Origin of the sequence: Rickettsia endosymbiont of Thecocarcelia acutangulata (genome assembly GCF_964263195.1) — a bacterium.
GTDB lineage: Bacteria > Pseudomonadota > Alphaproteobacteria > Rickettsiales > Rickettsiaceae > Rickettsia > Rickettsia felis.
Genome location: NZ_OZ181652.1, coordinates 580,192 through 601,627, shown reverse-complemented (window position 1 = coordinate 601,627; position 21,436 = coordinate 580,192). Strand labels below are relative to the sequence as shown.

The following is a 21,436-nucleotide window of genomic DNA, read 5'->3' as shown; positions in this document are numbered from 1 at the left end:
TCCGTCGTAGGCGGAGCGTTGTTGCACGGCTCTTATGTCATTCCCGCATATGCGGGAATCCAGAAAAAAGGTATAAATACAACAAATTTTTGAAATTAAAAGCTCGATTTATCTCGCTTTATGCTGGATTCCCGCTTTCGCGGGAATGACATAGCAGCTATGCAACAGTACTTTTAGTTGCTTACAGTGACGTAGGAGTATATCACATATTAATCGTTCTTTTATCCACACTAAGAGCTGCTTCTTTTATAGCCTCGCTTAAAGTCGGGTGGGCGTGGCAGGTTCTTGCTATATCTTCTGAAGCTGCTCCGAATTCCATATAAGCGGTAAGCTCGGCAATAAGCGTACCTGCATCAGCTCCTATAATATGAGCTCCTAAAACCCTATCGGTTTTACTATCGGCAAGAATTTTAACCATCCCTTCCGTACTACCGATTGCTCTTGCTCTACTATTTGCTAAAAACGGAAACTTACCCACTTTATAACTGATACCTTTTTCTTTTAGCTGCTCTTCCGTTTCACCGACGCTTGCTACTTCGGGATAAGTATATATTACGCTTGGAATTAGATTATAGTTAACATGTCCTGTCTGTCCTGCCATAATTTCCACGGCAACTACAGCCTCTTCTTCGGCTTTATGAGCAAGCATAGCTCCTTTTACCACATCACCTACTGCATAAATGTTTGGACTAGATGTTTGGAACCGGTCATTAATCTCAATTCTACCTTGCTTATCTGTAATAATACCGACAGACTCAAGCCCTAGATTTTGGGTATAGGCTTTTCTACCTACTGCCATTAATACCACATCGCTAGTTACTACCGAACTCTTACCGCCCTCCTCTATTGTCATATTTACTTTTCCTGACTTTACTTCAGCAGACAGCACTTTAGTATTTAGTTTAAACTCTATACCCTGCTTTTGTTGTAACTTCATAAACTGCGTAGCAATTTCTTTATCAAGCATCGGCACAATGCTCGGTGCATACTCAATAACCGTTACTTTAGCACCTAAACGACGCCAAACCGAACCGAGTTCTAAGCCTATATACCCTCCCCCGACTACTATTAAGTTCTCAGGTACTTTAGAAAGCTTTAAAGCTCCGGTAGATGAAACAATAAACTCTTCATCTATTTTGATATTCGGTATTTCTATGACGCTGGAACCTGTAGTAATTAGGATATTTTTAGCTTTAATTTGCTCTTTATTTACCTCAACGATATTGCTAGAGATAATTTTAGCTTCACCCTTTATCCTAGTAATCTTATTTTTGGCAAATAGGCTTTCTATACCTTTTGTAAGGTCAGAAACTACTTTATCTTTATTAGCTAGCATTTTTTGTAAGTCTAATTTTACATCTGCAGTAATACCTATACTCTCAAAATGCTTTAAAGCTTCTTCATATTTTTTAGAAGAATTAAGTAAAGCTTTCGACGGTATGCACCCTATATTTAAACAAGTGCCGCCGAGAGTATCGTTTTTCTCAACACACGCTACTTTCATACCAAGCTGAGCAGCTCTAATACTACCTGTATAACCGGCCGGCCCGCTACCTATTACCACTAAATCAAATTCTTGCATATTTGTTTGACCTTAATAAATTGTTGGATCGTCATTGCGAGGAAATTATGTAATAATTGACGAAGCAATCTCAGGCAAGATTCCTGAGATTGCCACGCTCCTTTTAGTCGCTCGCAATGACTTAATACTGCTAAAATACACCACTATCGCCTTTATAACAACTTTAATCTTATACTATTCTTATTTGGTGAAGCAATAAAACTAATTAAATTAATATTATCTTCAAAGCCGTTTGTATAATTTTGTAGTAAAGAGAACATCTTTTTAGAAATAGCGTAATTGTGACTAGCATTTAGTGAATTTGACTCACCGATATTTTTTACTTCCCTCATTAAAGCTAAAGGATTATCAAATTTTAGCTCTATATTTTCATAATCAACAATTACTTCGGCAAATCCTGCTTGTGATAATAGCATTGGGACATGGTCAAAATGAATAAAGGGAGAAATATGAGGAGAGTGTTTAAAACCACTTGCTGTTTCGGCATCTATTAAAGATTTACGTAAATTCTTTAAACTATTTCCGCCGACAAAATTACCAATAAAAATACCGTCAGGCTTTAAAAATGTTCTTATATTAGATAGAAAACTCTGCACATCATTTATCCAGTGTAACCCTAATGAATAAATAATTAAATCAAAAGAGTCTTTTGGAAATTCTAAATCTTCATCATCAATAGACATCTTTCCAAACTTCGCTTCTAGAGGTAATTTAGACGTCGATCCGGTACTCGCATCCTCACGTACTAGCGTGTACGCTGCGGTGCTGCGTTCCGTGTATCCTTTAAATTCCTCTCTATAAGCTGGTTTGGAAAGATGTCTAATTAATAATTTACGATCATGCTTAAATGAATCAAGCAATAAAGGTGACATATCCGTTGCAGTAATGTTGGCATTTCGGTAGGTAGTTTTTAACAATTTTGTAAGGTAACCGCATTTAGCCGATATTTCTAGAATATCCGAAAAATCCTTATCAATCATCCCTAATCGACTTATTATATCATTAGCTGCATGCTTGATAAATAAGCTGTTACTTATTCCCTCTACTGCATTATTTCGGTGATTTTTTAGCTTTAATCTGTTGAATATATAATCCCTTCCATTTATCTTCTATCTTTTGACCTAAAGTGTTAGTCGGGAATCGAGAAATAAGATCTCCTCTTAACCAACTATTTTGAATAAGTTCTCTCTGTCTTGCAGTGCGAATATCATCCCCTTTAACTCTATCTAGCCCTTCAAAATTCTCTTGAATACCTACAACTATAGGTTTCGTATTTTTATTATTAGGAGATAAAGGTTCTAAACTCAACAGGCTTTTTTCTAAAGGATTTAAATCCGAAGTTAGATCCAAATGCTCTAAGTAGACAGGTTTTAGCTGTTTATCATTACTAGAAACTTTTTTTCTTTCTATCCCTGAAATATTGTTCTCGGTCTTATTAGATTCTCCTAGAGATTTATAACTACTTATACACAACAATACTAATATAAATTTCTTTAACATAAATAACCCTGTATATTATTATAGTTAATATAAATTAAATAATATATGAATCAAGTGCTGAAATAAATTAATTATTTCTAAAGATATTATCTTCGTATTTTTTTCTATAATATATTTTGTAATTCTCGTTTCTTATATCATTAAACCATTGATCTTGTTGTTTTTTAATATAATAATTTAGAGAATTAGATTTACTTTTACTAGTTTGGAAATTATCTTCACAAAATTTTAAAAAACCTGATATTAAAGTTTCTACTCCATTAGTCTCAGATTTTTTCTCAAGAAATTGCATAGAAAAATTAGTAGGATTATTATGTTTTAAATAAAATTGCTTATATTTCTCATGAATTTTATTTTCTTTTTTTATTTGTTGTTCTAAAAAAGATAATTTTTCCTCTAATAATTTATGAATTTCGGTACAGTCGCTCCAAGGTAATTCTATTGTTAGCTGCTCTTCCTGATATTCAAAATTATCTTGAATATTGTTAAAATCGGCATTTACTTTTACCGCACTTACTAATATTAAAAAGTAAATGAAAAGCTGGTATACGAAGTTCAACTTGAAAAAGAGCAAGGAATCCACAAGACGAGGAACGCAGCGTATACTTAATACGTGAGTACCGCAGTAATTGTAGGATGACGTAGCCAATTTTTTAAGTTCAACGAGTATACTCATAAAATTTAATTAATTTTAGCAGGAATCGGTACCATAATACTACTTCTGTATCTTTTATTGCTACTAAAAAGTGATTTTTTTTGAATTTTGTTATTATTTACTGGAATTCTATCTTCTAAAGCCCCTTCATTATTATTTAGATAACTATGTAAGGATGCTTTATAAAGAGCCATATTACTTGCTATTTTAACTACATCTTGCTTATATTTAAACCCTAAAGAATGAGTGGCTGAGTGGTAATGTGCTATAGCTTTGTGCCAGCTCCCTAGCTGATCATATTTTGAGCGTAAAAACTCTGCCCCGTAACGAACATTATTATTTGGATCGAATGCCTGTTCAAGGGAATTAAAAGCCCCTAAATGATGTCTTAAGTTAATCTGCATACATCCGACATCAATACTCTCTCGCCCTTTTATAAGCTCCATTCTAACAAAACTTACGGCTTCTCTTTTCGTGTTAAAATAATAGCCTTTTCCTTCAACATTTACCGTCCAAGGCCATACTACTCTAATTTTACGGGTCGTATGTTTTTTCCCTGATTCTTTTAAAGCTATTGAATGTAATGTATTAGATGGGATATTAAATTTTTTTTCAAAGTAAGGAAAAAGTTTTGAACATTTAAAGGATTCAGCTATTTCAGGATCGGCAATAGCCGGATTTGAAAAGAAGAGAAAGGAACATAGTAGGATTTTAACGTCATTGCGAGGAAAATTACGAAGTAATTGACGAAGCAATCTCAGGAGTGTTATTTTATGAGATTGCCACGCTCCTTTCAGTCGCTCGCAATGACGGTTTTGTTCTAATTTTCGAGCCATATCGGCAACGCTAAAATAAACTTGAGTTACTAATTAAGATAAACTAGCCTACCATAACTTATCTTATGAAGCAAGGGAAGTTATGAGATAAGAAACCAACAAGATTACTTATAAATCATTAGCGTCAAAATTATCTTTAGCAATACCTAATGTTTCTAATATTTGTTCAAGTTCTATTACTACAGGCTCTAACTCAGCTGACTTTTTATTAAAGTTAAAGTTTTCTGAGGTTAATGTTTCTTCATTTAAACTTGCAGTTCTAACTACACTAAATCTTACTCCAACTTCTTTAAGCCATTGATATGTATTATTAACATCTTCATTATTTCTATAATAATCACTACAATCATTTAGTATTACGTGAAATATTTCTGCTTTTAATGGATCGCTTTTATAGTTACCGGTAAATTTTGAGCAAGTAACTCTAATATGTCCTTACCTTTTATAATAGCTTCATTACTATTTTTTGCTTCTTTTGAAACCTGCTCTAAGGACAACAAGCCTTGCCTTAACGCTATATTATCAATATTACTAGCTTCAATAAACTTTTTAATTTCGATAAGTATGCTCAAATAATCTATCGTCTCTAGTGGTTTTACTGTATCTTTTTTTAATTTTTCAACTAATGACTCTTTCACAAAAATATATCCTTATTTAAATTAAATTCAAATCTTAAAAAAAACCATGGAATATGGATTCTGAATTTTTGAAAACGGAAATATATAGAATTTGTAAAATTTTTTCAATAAATATAAGGTTTATGTATAGAAATTGTTAATTCTTTTTAAGAAAAAAGGCAAGTATCATAACTTTCTTTATGAATCAAAGAAAGTTATGATATTTAAAAACTAGGGACTTAATCTAGATCAAAGTCAGGTTGTATATCACCTAAAGAACTGACTCCGTGGTCGTTTAAATTATTTTCGGTAGTTTCAAAATTTTCACTTCTAGAAAAATTTTCTTCATACCATTTTATATATGTTTCTGCTGCTGTTTTTAATGGATTTAATGGTTCTCCACCAAACATAGAGCCTAATACTTGTAATGGATTACTTGTTCCTTCTGTTATTACTTTACAATATTCATATTTTAGAGTTTTACTTTCTTTATCTAATATAGGTAGTAAATCTTCTATAAATTCTGCTAAATTTTGAAACTCATCTGACTCTATAAATAAAGACTTACTTACAAAATTCAGAGAAGCGTAATGATTACCTAATGATTTCGTAAGATTTTCTACTATTATGAGAAGTTCTTGTTTAATAAAGTGAGGCTTATTTAAAGCTTGATCTATTATCTCTGCATCTTCGGTTTCTAAGACTCTATTTATATATTCTTCACTGATTACTATTTTATAATTTTTTATTAACTTATTGATTTCATTAATACTTTCTTTAACATTAAACTCTACTCTATTAGAGCTAGCGGTATTTGAACTAGTAGAAGGTTGTTCACCTAATTCTGCATTATTTAATATTGAACCTGCATGATTTTGCCATGCTTGATAATTTCCAGGTGTTGAAGTTGCTTTATTAGCGAGAGCTGTTGCTTGACTAAATAATGCTGCAAGTTGCTCAGAATTACCAAGGTCTATATATTGCGGCATTTCCGGCGGTGGAGTAAAATCGTTATGAGAAATATTTGATTCTTCTTCAAGAGATTCATCTTCAAATAATTCTTCTGTAGGCTCTATAGTAGCCCAACATACTGCTAATGTTTCAAGCTCATCATTAACAAATTCTTGATGTTTTGCAGCTGCATGTTTTACATTTTCATTATTTTTATAATTACTAGGAATAGCGTATAAACCGTATTCTCCTTCATTTGCTTCTTCTAATATAAGACTAAATATTTCTGATTTAATTTTATGGTTTTTTGTTTCTTGTAAATTGTTCTCTAGTAGTTTCAGTATCTGATCGCCTTGTGCTGCTCCTTTATTATTTTCCCAGCCTCTTGTTAAACTACAATAATCTATACCTGATGTTTTAGCATACTCTAACACTGCTTTTATAGCTTTCCATTGATTATTAGCTTTTTCATTTTCACCTTGCTGCTCATCTTTAATAGCATTCTCAGCCCATTTAGCAAGCTGAGCATAGGATGCTAGCTCCCCTACTGCATTAAATATGGATACATGTTTACCTGGATAATCTACTTTTGTAATTATTTCAGATAGATCAAATTTTTAAACTAATTTCGGTAATTAACAAGAAATTCATCATAATATGGTTTGTCTAAACTCCATTCTCTTCCATTTTGTTTGATTTCATTTATAGTTGCTTGATTAAAAGCATATGGCGAATATTTTTTCATAATTTGACCTTTTTATAATTATGGGTTAAATTTATATTTAAAAAACCATAAAATATGGTATCTCTTAATTTTTATAAATACATAATACATTATTTTATTAATATATGTCAATAAAAAACCACGAAACATGGTATTTTGTTTAAAAATGCTTTAAATTGGTAATTGACTGATTAAATAAAAATGTTTATTATTAGTCCAAATTAAATGTAATTAAGTATATTTTATGAAAGTCGTTAGCTCATTAAAATCACTAAAAAAACGTGATAAAGATTGTCAAATAGTTAAAAGAAGAGGCAAAATTTTTGTAATAAATAAAAAGAACAAAAGATTTAAAGCAAAACAAGGTTAATTGTTTCTAGATAGAATATGGCCGGTCACTCAAAGTTTAAAAATATTCAGCATCGTAAAGGGGCTCAAGATAAAAAAAGAGCAAAAGTTTTCACTAAATTAATTCGTGAAATAGTTACTGCAGTTAAAACCGGCTCTTCTAATATCCCTGAAAATAACCCGCGTCTTAGAAACGCTTTAACCGCCGCACGCAGTCAAAATCTCCCAAAAGAAAGAATAGACAAAGCTATTAATAGTGATGATGATGCTAATACCGAAAATTATACGGAAATTAGATATGAAGGTTATGCACCGAACGGTATTGCTATAATAGTTGAAGCTTTAACCGATAATAAAAACCGCACTGCTGCTGAAGTGCGTTCCGGTTTTACCAAATACGGTGGCAGTTTAGGTGAAACAGGTAGCGTTAATTATTTATTCAAACATTGCGGAGTTATTCAGTATCCAACAAACATAGCATCGAATGAAGATATTTTCGAGGCAGCAATAGAAGCCGGAGGGGATAATATCGTATCTGATGAAATATTCCATACAATCTATACGGATATTGAAAATTTTTCTAAAGTTCTAGAATTTTTAACCGGCAAATACGGTATACCTGAAGACTCTTATATAGGCTGGATTCCATTAAATACAATAATTATAGATGATAAGGAAAAAGCTGAAAAGTTACTAAAGTTTGTGGAAATTTTAGAAGAAAGCGACGATGTGCAAAGAGTTTTCGGTAATTATGAATTATCTGATGATGTTTACGAAATAATACAAAGAGAAGAATGACTTATAACGCTGCAAATTATCAAATAATTATTTTAGCAGCCGGTAAAGGTACTAGAATGGAGTCCGATTTACCGAAAGTAATGCATAAAGTTGGCGGAGTTCCAATGCTTGAAACGGTATTAAAGAATTCGCTTAACGTCACAAATGATGTAATTATAGTTTATTCAGAAGAACTTAAAAAACATTTAACGTCCTATGAAAATATGTGTCGCTTTGTACTGCAAGAAGAACCTAAAGGCACAGCTCATGCTACTTATGCAGCAATAGATTTAATTGATAAAAATAAAACAATATTAGTTTTATATGGTGATCATCCTCTTATTACTCCAAAACTTATGCATGAATTAATAGCTTACTTAAGCCTTACTAATTCTGCATTAGTTACTTTAAGCTTTGAGAGAGCAAATCCGGCTCAATATGGAAGAATAGCTACAGATAAAAATGGCGGATTTTTAGAGATAATCGAATATAAAAATGCAACTGAAGAACAGAAAAATATAAAGCTTTGTAATTCAGGTATTATGGCTTTCAGTAGCGGAATTTTAAATAAATACTTACCTTTATTTGCTACTAATACTAACGATAATAAGGAAGTTTATTTAACTGAAATAGTAAAAATATGTAAAAATCACGGTGAAAAAGTTTCATATTTATTGTCTACTGATCATGATTTAATTGTTGGTGTTAATACTAAAAATGAGCTAGAAGAAGCTAATAATATTTTTTCTAAGAATAAGTCTTAGCATTACCCACATGGATACCGAGTTGTCATTGCGAGTGGTATTGTTGCGTGGATCAAAAAACGCATTCGGTGTCATCCCGTGGCTTGACCACGATATCCAAAAAAACAATAAAAAATACTAATATTTTAATATTTTTAACTGGATCCCGTGGTCAAGCCACGGGATGACGACATAGGTGAAATTGATCCACGCAAATACCTTGTGAGAATAACATAGGAAGCCATACAGGCAATGCTAAAAATTTTGGAGAGATGGCCGAGCGGTTTAAGGTGCACGCCTGGAAAGCGTGTTCACGGCAACGTGTCGGGGGTTCGAATCCCCCTCTCTCCGCCATAATGATATTTCTTTTGTTATTATGTATTAGCGTCTTTTATAATTTTTATATTTATAAATCTATTTAATATATTATGGAAGAAAAACAAAAGTCTAAACCGACTCTTCGCACAAGAGCTAATAAAATTAAAGAGTTTAGGTGCAAGAACTTGATCGCCGTAATTGAGAACCCTGATAATATAAAAAATATTGGCACCATCATTAGAAATAAAGCATGTATGGACCTCCCTAATAATGCAAAAAAAAATAACATTTAATAGCTAAAAAGCAAATGCAGTCATGTATCCAACTTATAATTGATAAATTACCTTACTTGTATATTTACCGTATAGCCCTGATGGAATTCGTTTGCCTACAAACTTTTACTTATCACTTCGACGGCTTCTATAGAGCCTGTGCGTTAATCAGTTTTTTCGTAGGTTAAGGTTTGTCTTATTCACCATCAATATTATCTCTCACGCATATTTCGGATTGGAATTTTTACATATATTATTATCTAATTTATTCAGTTAATATTGGCAATTCAACAATATATTATTACCTTAATTAACTACAAACTTTAGTTTCGTTGTAATCATTGCCGGTACATAATACTGCGAATACTATTCGTGCCAATTTATTTGCTACAGCAACGGTAGTTTTATTATGCCCGCATCGCTCCGATAAATTATACATCCACTGGGTAAATCTAGTAAAATCCTTTTTGTTTTTTTGTGCTTCAGTTGTAAACCTTAGCTTAGCATTTAATACCGCTCTTGCTCCTTGAATCAATAAAGTACGTAAATAAGTATCGCCTCTCTTGCTTATACTAAGTAACCTCTCTTTACCTCCACTCGAATGTTGTTTTGGCACTAAACCAAGCCATGCTGATAATTGTCTACCATTATTAAAATATTTTGCATTACCTATTGAAGCTATCAATGCTGTAGCAGTAATTAAACCTATACCGGGTATAGATGTTAAACGTTTATATTGTTCTAACTCTGTTGCTAATATTTTTAATCGCTTTTCTAGCTCTATTATTTTTTTATCATTATCTATAAATTCTTCTTTTAACTCGATGAATGTTGTATAGCTTATTGGGCTTAAACCGCCATTATCTAAAACTTCTGTTAATTTAGCAGTAACTTTATTTATACCCTGAGGAATAGTAAAACCAAATTCATTTAGTAATCCTCTTATCTCATTGGCAAGTGCAGTACGATTTTTTACCAACCTTGCTCTTATCCTGTGAATCGACAAAATATCTCGTTGTCCTACACTTTTTATCGGTACATATCTCATATTCGGTCTTGTTACTGCTTCACAAATCGCTTCGCTATCTGCCTGATCGTTTTTATTAGTTTTAACATATGGTTTTACAAATTGTGGTGCTATTAGTTTAACCTCATGACCTAATTTTGTTATTTCTCTTGCCCAATAGTTAGCTCCGCCGCAAGCCTCCATACCTACTAAACATTTTGGTAAGTTAGCTATATAACTCAACACCTGATCTCTCATCAATTTTTTCTTTAATATTGCTTTGCCATTTTTATCTAATCCATGAATTTGAAAAATTCTTTTTGCAATATCTATGCCAATTGTGGTAACTTCCATTTGGACCTCCTTGTTGTTGCCTAGGATTAATTTCCTATTCTAGAACAATAATACATTATTATTGATTCCGTATATAGGGAGGTCCATACCATTACTTCTAGATCAAGCAAATATCGTTTCTACTGATCTTGAAAATGCTTTTATGAATAAAACACGTGCGTTAGAAGCAAAATTCAAAGAGCAATGTAACATGCAAGGTATAACTGCAAGGAATGCCTATTTTAGCGATGCTGAATTTGAAAATATACTATCTTTAAAAGAAGCTGACTTAAGAGAAGCTATAATGCAGCGTGTCAAACTTAAGAACGCTGATTTAACAAAAGCAAAGCTTGATAAAGCAAATCTTGAATATGCCGATCTTACAAACGCTACGCTTACTAATGCAACTGCACAATTTGCTAAGTTAAGTAATGCTACTTTAGAAAAAGCAGAAGCTGAAGGATTAAATATTTCTGATGCTATTGCTAAAAATATTAATGCTAAGGAAGTTAACTTTAAAAATGCAATTATGCAGCGTGCCGATCTTACTAAAGCCGATTTCACTAAAGCGGTGCTTGAAAATGCTGACATGCAAGGAGCAGAAGCGTTTGAGGCTATATTCAAAGAAGCAAATCTAAAGCAAGCTAATCTAAAAGCAGCAAATCTAGCCGGAATTAATAAAGAAGGAGCAGATTTTGATAAAGCAAAAATCGATGATGCTACAAAGATGCATGATACTAAAGATGAGGCTAAAGGGAATTTAGATCATCAAGATAAAGACGGTAAAAAAACATCTGTCAATGTTAACGAACATGCTAAATTACAAGATAAAATTCATGCAAGAGAAAAAAGCGGTTGGTTTCTGAAAACCGGAGTAGGACAGTTTTGTACAAAAATTGCTAAAACTACTACATCAGGAATTAGCAGCGTAACAAATTTTTTAGCAAGTAAGAAATTTTTAGTAGGGCTTGCCGTAGTAGCAGGTCTTGCAGTAGCAGCTGCACCTTTTGTAGCAATGCCTGTATTATTGGTCACCGGCACGGCCCTTGCTACTAAAGCTGTTATTCTAGGAGCAGGTATTTTAGCCGAAGGTCTAGTCGCTACCGGAACTTATAAACTTACTCAAAAACCTTTACACAATCTTCAGAAATCATTTGAAAATTTGACTAGCAGTATAGATAAATATATCTCACCACCTCCTGAAAATATTGATGAATTAGTAACAGAAAAACAACAAGCAAGACAAAAAGCTGAAACAGAAAAATCTAAAGAAAGGGAAGAAAATTTAAATAATGTAAATAATAATATTGATAAAGCTAAAGAACAAGATATTTTAAAACAAGCACAAAATAATTTAAACCAGGAAACGCCAAAAGTAGAAATAAAAGAAAAGAAAGATAAAACTGTAGAAAAACAACAAACAGAGCCTGGTAAATTTGCAGCAAAATTTAAGCCTAACACTAAAGGCAAAGGATTTGTCGAAAAAATAAAAGACGAAAAAAAAACCAAATTCAACAAAAGAAGCATATAACTAAATAAGTGTTAAAAATAATATCAGGTAAATATAGAAACCAAATTATACCTACTGCTAAAAATATCAAATATCGACCTTCCACCGGTAAGCTCAAAGAGGCAATATTTAGTATATTAACCTCAGGTGAGTTTACCGGTAATAAATTATTTAACGAAAATACCCACATTCTCGATTTATTTGCCGGTAGCGGTAGCCTTGCTTTTGAAAGCCTATCAAGAGGAGCAGGTTTTGCTACCTTAATTGATATAGACCCATTTTCGTTAAAAATAGCCGAAGGATTTGCTAAATCTCTAAACATTGAAAACAATGTTAATTTGGTTAATATTAATGCTTTAAATCTACCGAAAGCAAATGAATCATTTGATCTTGTATTTATAGACCCCCCTTATCATAAAGATATAGTAACTAAAGTAATGAAATTGCTGATAAAAAATAACTGGCTTAGAGACGGTACTATCATAGTTATTGAGATGGCTAAACTAGATGATTATGCTTTAGATGAAAATATTGAAATTTTACGTGAAAAACTATATGGTAAGAGTAAGCTGTTGGTTTTAAGATTTACTGTCATTCCTGCGAAAGCAGGAATCCAGTAAGAAATATATAAAAACTTATTTTTATATATTTACTTAGTCAAGTATGTAATAATTAAGACTATTTTTGTGGATTCCTGCTTTCGCAGGAATGACATAGGAACGCTTCACAATGAATCATAGCTTAAAAACATGACCAAAGACAAGAAGCATTATATCTGTTCTAACTGTGGAAATACTAGTCCTAAATGGTTGGGGCAGTGCTTTGACTGCGGTGTATGGGGTAGTATTGTCGAAGAGATAGTAAGCACGAATAAAGCAATTGTTAAAACAGATAACAAACAAGATTTCGATAAGCTTTCAGGTCACGTAGCCAAACAGTTACGCATCCCTACCCCTATAGGCGAATTAAATAGAGTACTAGGTGGCGGTTTGGTGCTTGGTTCTGCTATATTAATAGGAGGAGACCCTGGCATAGGCAAATCTACTTTGTTACTACAACTAGCAGCAAGTAACTTTGCATCAAAGATGAATTGCTTATATATAACGGGCGAAGAATCATTAGACCAAATAAAATTAAGGGCCATAAGGTTAAATCTAACTAACTATAATACCTATATTTTAGCAGCCACTAATTTGGAAGATATTATTGCGAGTATAGAAGCTAATAAAAATAATATTGATTTAGTAGTGATTGATTCTATTCAAACAATTACCACAAAAGAATTATCCTCGCCTCCAGGCACTGTTTCACAAATTCGTACATGTGCAAATGAACTTGTTAATTATGCTAAGCAAAACAATATAATTATTTTACTAAGCTGTCACGTAACTAAAGACGGTCAGCTAGCAGGTCCTAAGATACTTGAGCATTTAGTTGATACCGTGCTATATTTCGAGGGAGATCATAATAATCATTTCCGTATTTTACGTTCATATAAAAATCGTTTTGGCGGTGTGGGTGAAATAGGAGTATTTGAGATGAGCGGCAGCGGGCTTATTGAAGTAACAAATCCGTCTGAACTATTTTTGATGAAGCGAGAGCAGAACGTTATAGGTACGTCTATTTTTGCAGGAATTGAAGGCTCAAGACCTTTACTTATGGAAGTACAAGCCCTCATAGTACCTTCAAATATGGTAACTCCTAGACGCTTTGCGGTGGGCTGGGACGCTAATAGATTATCAATGATACTTGCCGTGCTTAGTAGTAGGATAGGACTTAATTTTGCTAATTATGAAGTATATTTAAGTATCGCTGGAGGGCTTAAAATTGCCGATCCTGCTTCGGACCTCGCAGTAGCAGCGAGCTTAATATCTGCTGCAGCAGGCAAGCCGGTTCCTGAACAAAGCGTTTTTTTCGGCGAAATAAGCTTATCGGGTGAGATAAGAAAAACTGCAAAAGCAGAAACAAGAATAAAAGAAGCCGTAAAGCTTGGATTTAATAAGATTATCTGCTCTAAACTTGAGAATTTAACATATAACTTTATATCTTCCGTCTCACATTTAAAGGATTTAAAAGAGATAATCAAATGAGTATAGTCAAATCAGTTGGATTTAATTACAAGGAGCAAGGAGCGAAGCCTATAACTAATAGGAGTGCGACGAGTGACTCGTGCAGTGAATTCAAATCATTTGACTATATAGTTTATGAAATAAGAAATTTGGAAGAAGCACGCAATTTTTTATCTAATGTAGAAGAGCAGTTGATATTAACAAATCATGCCTCTAGCGTAAAATATTACGGTATGCTAGCAATTGATTACATGTTTAAAATTTTAAGTAAAGAATTTCCGAAAAAAGTTTTAGAGCTTACCGTAAATGTAGGAGAGGATCACGCCGCTTTATTTACTGCAATCAAACTAGGGTATAAAAATATATTATATACAGGGGATTCTAAGGAAGCTAGAGGGTTATTGGGTGGAGTGAAAAAACACTCTATGTCATACCGCGGTCAAGCTGCGGTATGACACCAAGGAAAAACTATGAATATCAAAGATGTAGGAGTAATAATTGCTAAAAAACCTTTGAAAGAAAATACATTTATTATTACGGTTTTTACTAAAAATCATGGTTTATATTCGGGAGTTGTAAAAGAATCTTCTAAAAAAAGCAAATTTATATATCAAGAAGGAAATATTGTAGATTTTCTTTGGCAGGCAAGACTACACGAACATATAGGCATGGCTAAATGCGAACTCATCAAATCTTACACCGGTTATTTTATCATAAATAAAGCTAAATTATATGCCTTTAATTCCGTTATATCTTTAATCAAAGAGTTATTTCATGAAAGAGAAGAACATTCTAATTTTTTCTCCGTGCTAGTAAATTATCTGGATAGTTTATCAAAGAGTTTTTGTTTCCGTGATTATATTAATTTTGAGCTAGCTTTACTTGCCGAGACCGGCTATAAGCTTGATCTTACCAAGTGCGGCGTGAGTCATGTTACGACTGATTTAACTTATGTATCCCCTAAATCAGCTAGAGCATTATCATATGAAGTAGGGAAACCCTACAAAGATAAATTGTTGATTTTACCAAAATTTTTACTTTCAGATGATAGTGAGTTTACATTAGAAGAAAAAAGGCAAGCTTTAACCTTAACAAACTATTTTTTTAATAGATATTTATTTCATAATAATAGACAAGTTGAAGCACGCCAAATTTTTATGGAGTATATTTTAAATAATTCTTAGAGGCTATATTTTTACTTTTATTTTTCTTTTTTAATGATATACTTATTTAAGTAATTACTTAAATAAGTATGTAATATGACTAGACTAAGCATAGATATACCAAACGAACTACATCATTTTCTTAAAGTTCATACTGCACATAAAAATAATACTATTATGAATTTTGTAAGAGAAGCGATATATCATAAAATAGAACAGGAAAAAGAATTAAATGCAGAATCAATTAAAATATTAGAAGAATCAGCAAAAGGTCTAAATATTAATAAATATTCTTCATATAAAGAAATGTATAAAAAACTTAATTTAATATGATTTTGCAAACTTCTGGTATTTTATTCTATGTCATTCCCGCGAAAGCGGGAATCCAGTTGAGTAAAGATTCTTAAAAGCTTTACTCAAAAAGAAAACAATATAATAAAAAGACTTTTTTAGCCTAGATTCCTGCTTTCGCAGGAATGGCATAAGAGATTTTTTAAAAATTTTCCGGTACACTCGGCACCCATAGTGACTTATTCAAATAATAACCTATGAAAATACTAGCATTTGACACAGCCAATAATACTGCATCGGTAGCAATATCCGAAAATGAGAATATTTTGGCATATATAGAAGAATTACGCCCTTCCATGCAAGCAGAGAATCTCATGCCTATGATAGAAGACGTGATGAAGTCGGCTAAATGTTCATATGATGATCTAGATTATTTAGCGGTAACTCTAGGTCCTGGTAGCTTTACAGGTATTAGGATAGGACTTGCTAGTGCTAAAGGTATATTATTTGCCAAGGAAAATATTAAAGCAGTAGCGGTTAGCAATTTTGAATATGCTTACTTTAGAGCCATAACTCAAGTTAAAGATTATGATAAAATATATGTCTTTTTAAACGCTTATCGCTCACAGCTTTATATGCAAGTTTTTCATAAATCAGGAGAAATAGAAGAGCCGTTATTGATAGATTTCGAGTATGCTATAAAACTGCTTGCAAATGAGAAAGGGAATATAGTTTGCTGCGGTAGTGGGCTTGAATTTATATATCACCAAATTATACATTTACCGAATATAATAACCTTGCCACGTTTTGCACGAGTTAAAGCATGGGTTATTTGTAGATATATTGCTAGTAGATTATCAAACGGTATAAAGTTAAATAGCTCTATCGAACCGCTTTATATACGCCAGCCTGATGCTAAAATAGCAATAAATTATGTCGCTCCTAGTTAAAAGCATGGTTTGTTTTATGTCATTCCCACGGGGGCGGGAATGACATAAAGTAGGTTTTTTGATCCATGCAACAAAACTGCTAAAAACAGGAATCCATTTTTTTGTCTACCATAAGATAGGTTAACATAAGAGGTTTATTATAAATATACTACACATCACTTTCATAATCAAAGAATCCAAAATCATTACCTGATAACTTCGTAGTAAAATCACTATTAGAAAATCCTACTTGATTGCCTGATACTTCTATTTCATCTTCATAATCAGAGAACCCGGAATCACTATCAGATACTTCACCTGATTCTTGCTTTGCACACTTCTTGTTATATATAAGGGTTATTATTTGTTGAACTAACGATCCTGATAAACTATAACTATCAACAATTCTTTCTAAATCCTCATCTGAAGTATTATTAATTAATTCTGCCAATTTTTCATATGTGATCTTAATTTTATCTAATTCACTATCAGGCGTATTTATAATTTCTTCTAATAATTGCTGATTTTCTAGCTGTTTTACAGCCTCTTCACCATGTATTAAAATCATTATTTGTTTAATTTTTTCAGCAGGTAACAAATGCAATATCTTTGGTAAGTTTTGATCTGATATACTATCAACGATTCTTTCTAAACTTTCATCTGAAATATCACTAATTAATTCTGCTAATTTTGTGGTCTTAATTTTATCTAATTCATTTTCAGAAATGTTTAAAATTTCTTCTAATAATTGTTGACTTTTTAACTGTTTTATAGTCTCTTCTCCGTGTATTAAAATCATTATTTGTTTGATTTTTTCAGCAGGTAACAAATGTAATATCATCGGTAAGTTTTGATCTGAAATACTATCAACGATTTTTTCTAGATTTTCATCCGAGACGTTATTAATTATTGCTGCTAGCTTATCATTTGAAATATTACTAATGATTCTTACTAATTCTTTATATGTCACCTTTTCAAAAATTTTATCTAATTTATTCTCAGAAGCATTTAAAATTTCTTCTACTAACTCATTATCATAAAGAGTTTTAAGTTGATCTAAGGAATTAAATGCTTTTTCCGCATTACTATCTGAATAAGAAAAAACTTTATTACTCACAAGATTAAAAGTTTCAGTAATTTTAGAAGAAAGAATACTAGATGTATTTTTTATAATATTAAAACTCTATTACTCCAAAATCATAAACTGTTTTTAATGATGAACTAAATGTACTGAAAAAGCCTTTACTTTCAGTTGTGTCAGTTACTTTTTCGCTACCATCAAGCTCATTCATAATATCAGTATATTTGATTTGAGAGATGCCTAGAGTATCTTTATACCCCCAAATTTTCAATTCTTCCTTTGAACGATAATTAAATTCATCGTTAGCAAGATAGGAGGCTGGCTTTGGAGAAATATTATGTGGGATTAAATTTTGTAACTTATTAAAAATTGATGTTATTGCCATAAGTCTTCCTCATTTCTTATTATAATAATCAGCGTTGCATTATAATAGAAATTATGAGGAGGTCAAGATAAAGGCTAATAATTATTAACTTTTTATTATATTTTGCTTAAAATTGATTAATTTATCAAAGATGGATATTCTACTAAATGTTATTCGCACGAAAGCAGAATATTGTTGCGTGAGCCAGTAAAACCCACTGTGTCAACTAGTTCGCTTGCTAACTAGGTGCATAAAAACAATAAAAAATACTAATAATTTTAGTATTTTTAACTAGATCCCGTAGAGGGGTCTATAGTACCGGACAATTTTTAAAAAGTCCTCGATGTCATTCCCGCGAAAGCGGGGATCCAGGCTAAAAAATCTTAATTTTAAAGATTTTTTATTATATCGTTTTTTTAGGATAAAACTTTAAAAAAGCTTTAAAGTACTAGATTCCCGCTTTCGCGGGAATGACATATAATAAAAATTGTCCTGTACTATAGGAGGGACCACGGGATGACAGAGGTGAAATTCATCCACGCGGGTAATGCCTTGAGCTTTGTTGCATGGCTCGATTTTCCTCCTGTCATCCCGTGATTTATTCACGGGATCCAGTTAAAAATATCAATATTATTGATATTTTTAGTTGTTTTTCTGGATACCGTGGACAAGCCAAGGTATGACACCGAGTGCGTTTTTCGAGCCATGCAACAAGACCAATGCCTTGCGGGAATGACATATAATAAAAATTCTACTATAGTTGTCTCTGTTCTTGAACTAGCTCAAAAACTTCAACTGTGTCTCTTTCTCTAATATCTTCGTAATTTTCAAATGCTATACCACACTCATATCCTTCTCTAACTTCTTTAACTTCATCTTTAAAGCGTTTTAAAGTTTTGAGCTTTCCTTCATGAATGACTATATTATCACGTAATAAACGTACGCCCGCTCCTTTCTTAATAATCCCTTTAGTTACATAGCTACCGGCGATTTTACCGACTTTGGTAATATTGAATACCTGCCTGATTTCCACACTTCCGATATATTGCTCTCTAACGATCGGATCAAGCATACCGCTCATAATGGCTTTTACGTCATCAATTAAATTATATATTATACTATAATATCTAATATCAACTTTTTCTTTTTCTGCGGCAGTTAAAGCATTTACCCCTGCTCTAACGTTAAAGCCGACAATAATAGCCGAAGAAGCATGTGCAAGAGATACATCGGATTCCGTTATCGGACCTACGCCGCTATGAAGTATACGAAGCTTTATTTCATCACTCGGTAATTTTAATAAGCTACCTGAAATAGCTTCAACCGACCCTTGGACATCACCTTTAATAATTAAAGGTAATTCCTTAATTTTACTATTACCGGAAGCTTTTAAAAACAAATCCTCTAAACTTGAACGCGGTGCAATAGATATTTTCTTTTCTTTAGCAAGACGCATTCTATATTCGGCTATATCTTTTGCTTGTTTCTCATTTTGTACTACGTTAAATTTATCACCGGCAAAAGGTACTTCATTTAAACCTTGAATTTCTACAGGAACAGACGGTGTTGCTTCCACTATTTCTAATCCCTTATCATTAGTCATCTTTTTAACTTTACCGTAAGAGCTACCTGCTATTATAATATCACCGTTTCTTAAAGTACCTCGCTGAACTAATATAGTGGTTAGCGTTCCTCGTCCTTTTTCGATTTTTGACTCGATTACAACACCGGCAGCCGAACCGAAAGGACTCGCTTTTAAATCCTGCATTTCTGCAATTAATAAAATTGCTTCTTCAAGTTTATCTAAGTTAATTTTCTTTAGTGCCGAGATAGGAATAACCATAACGTCACCACCTGCCTCTTCACCTATAATTTCGTGGACATATAATTCGTTCTTTACACGCTCAATATCAATATCAGGCTTATCAATCTTATTAATAGCTACAATTATAGGAACGCCCGCTGCTTTTGCGTGATTAATTGCCTCAACCGTTTGCGTTTTGATTCCATCATCTGCTGCGACTACTATAATAACTATATCCGTTACTTTAGCACCTCTTGACCGCATTTCCGAAAAAGCCTCGTGACCCGGAGTATCAATAAAAGTAATCGCTCTACCGTCTGCAAGAGTTACTCTATAAGCCCCGATATGCTGGGTAATTCCTCCAGTTTCACTTGCAGCAATATCCGTAGATTTAAGAGCGTCAAGTAATGATGTTTTACCATGATCGACATGCCCCATTACTGTAACAACCGGAGCACGCGTTCTCAAATCTTCAACCTTATCATCACTAATTAAAACATTTTCAACATCCGATTCTTGAACTCTTTTTACCGTATGCCCTAAATTTGTTGCAACTAGTTCCGCCGTATCGGCATCTATTGTTTGGCTGGCATTTGCAAGAATACCGAGCTTCATTAATTCTTTAATTACATCTGCTACTCTTTCAGACATAGCATTTGCAAGATCGCCGACTCCGATAACTTCCGGTATTGTCACTTCTCTATATACTTTCTCAGGTGCTTGTGATACTAATTTACGCTTTTCTTTTTCTCTAGCTCTTTTTATAGAAGCAAGACTTCTAGTTCTAGTTCTACCGCTTTCGTCGTCGCCAAGCATATTGAAAAGATCGGCTTTTTTGAATTTTTTCGATTCTTCTAGCTTAATTTTTGGTGCGACTACTTTATTATCTGCTGTTTTATCTAATTCTTTCTCTGATTCTATCCCGTAACGTGTTCGCATTCCTACTAAAGGAGACTTTACAAAAGATTCTTCTTTCTTTTTAGATATTTGTGACGGTATATCTTCATTATCTTGAACGATTTTAGCACTAACTTCTACTTTATTTTCTTCGGTATTTTGCTGTTTTTGTTCAACTTCAGTTTCTAGCGTTTCTATTTTTGAGTTAGCAGAATGGTTAATACTTGCAAGTTTACTTAAAGTGCTTATTTGTGAAGGGTCATTTAATTTAGATTGCTCAGCAGCTTTTTTAAGAATAGATAAACGTCTGTTAAATTCTTCCTTATTAGCATCAATAGCAGTTTGATCTAAGCTATTTCTTTCTTTATTTAATGAAAGAGTAGTAGTACTACCGGTAGAGCTTTTTCTAACTTCTACTAGCGTTTTAGATTTAGCATTAACAAAGCTTTGAGCTCCTGTAAGAGAGTCAAAAGACTTATTAAGCGATAATTTTGAATTGCCAAGTGTCAACTTTTTGGGTTTGATTTCCTGGTTATCCGTCATATTTAAAACCTTTGTGTTTCTATTTTTCGTCTATTACGAAGAAAAAGTAATTGTATAATCCCGTATACCAACGTAATTCCCGTAGAACCTTGCCTGCGTGGTTCAATTTTCCGTCATTGCGAG

General features: G+C 32.7%; 19 protein-coding genes, 1 tRNA gene and 2 pseudogenes. 11 read left to right on the top strand and 11 right to left on the bottom strand.

Translation table 11 applies throughout. From position 1 onward, the window contains the following. Positions 1 to 202: 202 nt before the first annotated feature. The 8 genes from lpdA to ACE38Q_RS03180 form a co-directional block, all read right to left on the bottom strand. A complete protein-coding gene (gene lpdA, locus ACE38Q_RS03215) occupies positions 203 to 1,582 on the bottom strand; it encodes a dihydrolipoyl dehydrogenase (protein WP_500190078.1) in 1,380 nt (459 codons plus the stop codon). 152 nt (positions 1,583 to 1,734) lie between these two features. Then, positions 1,735 to 2,601 carry a palindromic element RPE1 domain-containing protein gene (locus tag ACE38Q_RS03210; RefSeq protein WP_500191236.1) on the bottom strand — a complete coding sequence of 289 codons (867 nt, stop codon included), beginning with the start codon at positions 2,599 to 2,601 and terminating at the stop codon, positions 1,735 to 1,737. A 31-nt stretch (positions 2,602 to 2,632) separates the two neighbouring features. Continuing rightward, positions 2,633 to 3,082 carry a hypothetical protein gene (locus tag ACE38Q_RS03205; protein ID WP_500190077.1) on the bottom strand — a complete coding sequence of 150 codons (450 nt, stop codon included), beginning with the start codon at positions 3,080 to 3,082 and terminating at the stop codon, positions 2,633 to 2,635. Between the two features lie 67 nt (positions 3,083 to 3,149). Continuing rightward, on the bottom strand, positions 3,150 to 3,641 hold the full coding sequence (locus tag ACE38Q_RS03200; protein WP_500190076.1) for a DUF2532 domain-containing protein: 492 nt from the start codon (positions 3,639 to 3,641) through the stop codon (positions 3,150 to 3,152). Between the two features lie 122 nt (positions 3,642 to 3,763). Then, positions 3,764 to 4,573, bottom strand: a complete 810-nt coding sequence (locus tag ACE38Q_RS03195) for a lytic transglycosylase domain-containing protein (RefSeq protein ID WP_500190075.1) — start codon at positions 4,571 to 4,573, stop codon at positions 3,764 to 3,766. A gap of 377 nt (positions 4,574 to 4,950) precedes the next feature. After that, a complete protein-coding gene (locus ACE38Q_RS03190; protein ID WP_500190074.1) occupies positions 4,951 to 5,211 on the bottom strand; it encodes a hypothetical protein in 261 nt (86 codons plus the stop codon). A 218-nt stretch (positions 5,212 to 5,429) separates the two neighbouring features. Continuing rightward, entirely contained in the window at positions 5,430 to 6,575 is a 1,146-nt protein-coding gene (locus tag ACE38Q_RS03185; RefSeq protein WP_500190073.1) for a hypothetical protein, read from the bottom strand. 188 nt (positions 6,576 to 6,763) lie between these two features. Further along, positions 6,764 to 6,886, bottom strand: a complete 123-nt coding sequence (locus tag ACE38Q_RS03180; RefSeq protein ID WP_500191401.1) for a hypothetical protein — start codon at positions 6,884 to 6,886, stop codon at positions 6,764 to 6,766. Between the two features lie 223 nt (positions 6,887 to 7,109). Here ACE38Q_RS03180 and ykgO point away from each other — a divergent pair, with 223 nt between their 5' ends. The 4 genes from ykgO to ACE38Q_RS03160 all read left to right on the top strand — a co-directional run bounded on the left by ykgO (position 7,110) and on the right by ACE38Q_RS03160 (position 9,087). Then, positions 7,110 to 7,235, top strand: a complete 126-nt coding sequence (gene ykgO, locus ACE38Q_RS03175; protein ID WP_004998227.1) for a type B 50S ribosomal protein L36 — start codon at positions 7,110 to 7,112, stop codon at positions 7,233 to 7,235. A gap of 17 nt (positions 7,236 to 7,252) precedes the next feature. Next, on the top strand, positions 7,253 to 8,011 hold the full coding sequence (locus tag ACE38Q_RS03170) for a YebC/PmpR family DNA-binding transcriptional regulator (RefSeq protein ID WP_500190072.1): 759 nt from the start codon (positions 7,253 to 7,255) through the stop codon (positions 8,009 to 8,011). Then, positions 8,008 to 8,754, top strand: coding sequence for a sugar phosphate nucleotidyltransferase (locus tag ACE38Q_RS03165; protein ID WP_500190071.1), 747 nt, complete (start codon positions 8,008 to 8,010; stop codon positions 8,752 to 8,754). Before ACE38Q_RS03170 ends, ACE38Q_RS03165 begins: the two co-directional genes overlap by 4 nt. 245 nt (positions 8,755 to 8,999) lie before the next feature. Continuing rightward, positions 9,000 to 9,087 (top strand) — tRNA-Ser (locus tag ACE38Q_RS03160). A gap of 546 nt (positions 9,088 to 9,633) precedes the next feature. Here the strand turns inward: ACE38Q_RS03160 and ACE38Q_RS03155 are convergent. Next, positions 9,634 to 10,683 (bottom strand): IS110 family RNA-guided transposase, encoded by a 1,050-nt coding sequence (locus ACE38Q_RS03155; protein WP_500190070.1) that lies wholly within the window; start codon positions 10,681 to 10,683, stop codon positions 9,634 to 9,636. A 94-nt stretch (positions 10,684 to 10,777) separates the two neighbouring features. On the opposite strand from ACE38Q_RS03155, the pseudogene ACE38Q_RS03150 reads away from it, so the two are divergent. The 7 genes and pseudogenes from ACE38Q_RS03150 to tsaB form a co-directional block, all read left to right on the top strand. Continuing rightward, positions 10,778 to 12,197 (top strand): annotated as a pseudogene (locus ACE38Q_RS03150) (pentapeptide repeat-containing protein); the annotation flags it as partial. A 4-nt stretch (positions 12,198 to 12,201) separates the two neighbouring features. Further along, complete coding sequence (rsmD, locus tag ACE38Q_RS03145; RefSeq protein WP_500190069.1) at positions 12,202 to 12,792, top strand: 16S rRNA (guanine(966)-N(2))-methyltransferase RsmD; 591 nt, start codon at positions 12,202 to 12,204, stop codon at positions 12,790 to 12,792. A gap of 129 nt (positions 12,793 to 12,921) precedes the next feature. Beyond that, positions 12,922 to 14,262, top strand: a complete 1,341-nt coding sequence (gene radA / locus ACE38Q_RS03140; protein ID WP_500190068.1) for a DNA repair protein RadA — start codon at positions 12,922 to 12,924, stop codon at positions 14,260 to 14,262. Between the two features lie 107 nt (positions 14,263 to 14,369). Beyond that, the gene (locus ACE38Q_RS03135; RefSeq protein WP_500191232.1) at positions 14,370 to 14,696 is read left to right on the top strand and encodes a hypothetical protein; all 327 of its coding nucleotides are present in this window, start codon (positions 14,370 to 14,372) and stop codon (positions 14,694 to 14,696) included. Between the two features lie 15 nt (positions 14,697 to 14,711). Beyond that, entirely contained in the window at positions 14,712 to 15,425 is a 714-nt protein-coding gene (gene recO / locus ACE38Q_RS03130) for a DNA repair protein RecO (protein ID WP_500190067.1), read from the top strand. Positions 15,426 to 15,500: 75 nt separating this feature from the next. After that, on the top strand, positions 15,501 to 15,737 hold the full coding sequence (locus ACE38Q_RS03125) for a hypothetical protein (RefSeq protein ID WP_500190066.1): 237 nt from the start codon (positions 15,501 to 15,503) through the stop codon (positions 15,735 to 15,737). A gap of 215 nt (positions 15,738 to 15,952) precedes the next feature. After that, complete coding sequence (tsaB, locus tag ACE38Q_RS03120) at positions 15,953 to 16,645, top strand: tRNA (adenosine(37)-N6)-threonylcarbamoyltransferase complex dimerization subunit type 1 TsaB (RefSeq protein WP_500190065.1); 693 nt, start codon at positions 15,953 to 15,955, stop codon at positions 16,643 to 16,645. 148 nt (positions 16,646 to 16,793) lie between these two features. On the opposite strand, the pseudogene ACE38Q_RS03115 reads toward tsaB, so the two are convergent. Beyond that, positions 16,794 to 18,090 (bottom strand): annotated as a pseudogene (locus ACE38Q_RS03115) (SrfC family effector protein). Between the two features lie 733 nt (positions 18,091 to 18,823). Beyond that, positions 18,824 to 21,313: a translation initiation factor IF-2 gene (gene infB / locus ACE38Q_RS03110; RefSeq protein ID WP_500190064.1), complete on the bottom strand. Its 2,490-nt coding sequence runs from the start codon at positions 21,311 to 21,313 to the stop codon at positions 18,824 to 18,826. Positions 21,314 to 21,436 lie beyond the last annotated feature (123 nt).